The sequence below is a fragment of the ANME-2 cluster archaeon genome, assembly GCA_014237145.1.
Classification (GTDB): Archaea; Halobacteriota; Methanosarcinia; order Methanosarcinales; family Methanocomedenaceae; genus Methanocomedens_A.
Genome location: JAAXOC010000030.1, coordinates 1 through 3,389 on the forward strand (window position 1 = coordinate 1; position 3,389 = coordinate 3,389).

A 3,389-nucleotide genomic window follows, 5' to 3' on the forward strand; every position below is an offset into this window, starting at 1 on the left:
AGTGAAAAGGGGTGACAAGAAACCGCAGTTTATGTTTGAAACTATGGGATTAGATCAGATGAGACATTTTACTGCACTTGGACTGGAAACGGTTTTGAAAGAGACCTGAACCGAGAGTTTTATTTAAAAATTTCTGGTGGCAACAAAAAACGATAGTGTGAGGGGTTGTTTTTTGGGATCTTTCAAAGTAAGGTGATAAATGCTGTTTGCACTACTCATGATATTATCATTGATTTTCATGACAGACCATATAAATAAATCCAAACTGTTAAGGTATAGCTGATCATGGTACCAACGTTGAGTTTTTTATTAACTTGATAGGATGAAAAATATGGAAGAGAAAACATATTCGGAAAAACTATGTGGATATTGTAAAGGAACCGGAAAAGTTGAAGGAGAAGAATGCCCTGCCTGTCATGGAAAAACAACTTTTATGGTAAAAGAACCATTTAAAAATTGCCAGTTCTGTAAGGGAAATGGCTGGACGCATAAGGGTCAACCCTGCCGAACCTGCAAAGGATCCGGATGGTTGGGAGTCAAGAAAGAGCTAATTGTAGCATAATATATTATTCACATCTAATATTCTAATTTTTATTAGAATATTGAAATCACTTAATATGTGGCAGATGCCACATTATTTTTTTTTGATTATTCAGCACATCTGAATACTACTACTTCCTATTAAAATTTTTTGAAACCTCATAGCAAAAGCCATATGCATTTTTTAAGATAATATTAGAATAGAATAAAAATCGATATTATAATATAATAAAAATTGAATGGATATGCTTTACATCCGCCTGGCAGAAATATAGCAGTTTAGTAGATTGATCAATTTCAATATATCAGGGATATTAAACGGAGTTAGTGGTAAATCTTTTCTTCGGGATTAAGTATGGCAGGAGGTCTGAATATAGTTAAACATATAAAGTATCCGGCATCTATAAAGTCAAACCCTAGTGTCAGGAGCATTAATTCTTGAGCAAGAAAAAACCAGCAAAAAAAGGATTCTGGGAAAAGGCAAAAGAATCAGCATCCCAGCAGCAGGCAGTGGACAAGCGTAAAAAAGCCGCAAAAACAAAGCCGCTGGAAAAGGCATCCGAGTCCAAACCATCCGCACCAGTTGAAAAAACACCTGAAGAAAAGAAGAAAAACTATAAAGATGGCATCATCAAGACCATAGTTCCTGCTTTAATTGGAACGGCAGCAGGATTTTTTTGTTTCTTCCAGCTGGGGTCAGGTACTGAATTCCCCTGGCTTTCCGTTATGCTTTTTGTGATTATTTTCTCTTATTACGCACAGCGTTTGGCATACCCTGTAATTGGCATAGATCTAAAGGAATTCGGGAAAAAAGACTGGTTCTATGTGGAGTTCATTACCATCGACTTCTGGCTGGTAGTGTGGACCCTGCTGTTAAACCCACTTTGATAGGTTTTTAAGGTGAATACACTGTGAGGATCGCCATAGTTAACAAGGATCGGTGCCAGTTCAGGAAGTGCAGCCAGGAGTGTATCAAGTTTTGCCCCAGGGTACGTACCGGGGACGAAACCGTGGTGCTGGGGGAAGACGGAAAAGCCGTCATTTCCGAAGAACTCTGTGTGGGTTGTGGTATTTGTATCAAGAAGTGTCCTTTTGGTGCCATAATGATCATTGGGTTGCCTGAAGAACTTGATGACCCGGTGCACAGGTACGGCCAGAACGGGTTCGCCCTGTACGGGCTGCCTACTCCGGTAGAAGGTAAGGTCACCGGTATACTGGGCCCTAATGGGGTGGGCAAGTCCACTGCCGTAAATATCCTGAGCGGGAACATGATACCAAACCTGGGCGGCACCAGTACTACCTGGGAAAAAGTACTTGAGATATATTCAGGCACCGGTATGTACGACTACATGAAAGCCCTTATGGAAGGCAACGTAAAGGTTTCACAGAAACCCCAGTATGTGGACAATATCCCAAAGATAGCTAAAGGAAAGGTTTCGAAGTTGCTGGAAGGCACTGATGAGAAGGGGATACTGGATGATATTGTACTAAAGCTGGAGATGGGCCATATACAGGATCGGAACATCAGTGACCTGTCAGGCGGTGAACTCCAGCGAGTGGCACTGGCTGCCTGTGTATGCCGTGATGCTGATTTCTATTTTATTGATGAGGTCAGCCCGTACCTTGATATTTACCAGCGCATCAATGCTGCCAGGATCATACAGGAACTGGCTGAAACGAGCGCTGTGATGGTCGTAGAGCATGACCTGGCACTGCTTGACCTGCTGGCCGATACTGTCCATATCATTTATGGTGTGCCTGGAGGGTATGGGGTCGTTACCCACCCCAAGAGTGTCAGGGTAGGCATCAACGAGTACCTGAAAGGGTTTTTGCCTGAAGAGAACATTCGGCTCAGGACCGAGGCTATTGAGTTCGAAGAGCATCCTCCCAGGGAGCAGAAAGATATTCCCACTCTGCTGGAATTCCAGCAGTTCACAAAGAAATACGGCGAGGATGGGTTTGAACTGGTAGTCGGCAGTGATACCCTGGGCAGTGAGATAAAACAGGGAGAGGTCATCGGTATCGTGGGACCTAATGGAATAGGCAAGTCCACATTCGTTAACATGCTGGCAGGCGTGGAAACACCCACAACCGGCAGTCTTGAAACCGACCTTACTATCGCATACAAGCCCCAGTACCTTGAAGGTGATTATCCCTTAAGGGTGCGTGATTTCCTGCGTAGTATCAATTCCAGGTTCGACAGTAGTTATTACCAAACAGGGATTATCAAGCCGATGCAACTGGACGAGTTAATGGATCGGATGCTGCCCGAACTTTCTGGCGGTGAACTGCAGCGTGTGGCAATAGCGGCATGCCTGGGCAAGACCGCAGACATGTATATCTTTGACGAACCAAGTGCGCACCTGGATGTGGAACAAAGGGCAAGGGCCACAAAAGTGATACGCAGGTTCGCAGAGAATAATAATGTGACTGCCATGGTGGTTGACCATGATATCTATGTGATCGACATGATATCCGAACGTCTTATAGTGTTCAATGGCGAACCGGCAGTACATGGAGAGGTACACGGACCATTTGCAATGCGCCAGGGCATGAATATGTTTTTGAAAAACCTCAATATTACCTTCAGACGTGATGAGGAAACCCGCAGGCCAAGGGTGAACAAACACCGCTCCAAACTTGACAGGGAGCAAAAATCAAAGGGTGAATATTATTATTCACAGGGTTAGGGTAAAGGGGACCCTGTATCCGGCATCTGAGAAGATTCCATTTTTTTTATAATTAAAATAGGCTCTTCCTGTGTTTCAAGTTGTTAGTTCAAGATTAAATTGAGCAAAGAACCCAAAAGGGCCTTTCCTCTTCGTCTCACATTATGAACAAATTCAAAA

3 protein-coding genes are annotated in these 3,389 nt (G+C 43.4%); all 3 read left to right on the plus strand.

Translation table 11 applies throughout. The annotated features are described in order from the left end of the window. Positions 1 to 331: 331 nt before the first annotated feature. Positions 332 to 562: a transcriptional regulator gene (locus HF974_03835; GenBank protein MBC2697468.1), complete on the plus strand. Its 231-nt coding sequence runs from the start codon at positions 332 to 334 to the stop codon at positions 560 to 562. Positions 563 to 1,050: 488 nt separating this feature from the next. Further along, a complete protein-coding gene (locus tag HF974_03840; protein ID MBC2697469.1) occupies positions 1,051 to 1,428 on the plus strand; it encodes a hypothetical protein in 378 nt (125 codons plus the stop codon). 23 nt (positions 1,429 to 1,451) lie between these two features. Continuing rightward, a complete protein-coding gene (locus tag HF974_03845; GenBank protein ID MBC2697470.1) occupies positions 1,452 to 3,230 on the plus strand; it encodes a ribosome biogenesis/translation initiation ATPase RLI in 1,779 nt (592 codons plus the stop codon). The last annotated feature ends 159 nt before the right edge of the window (positions 3,231 to 3,389 follow it).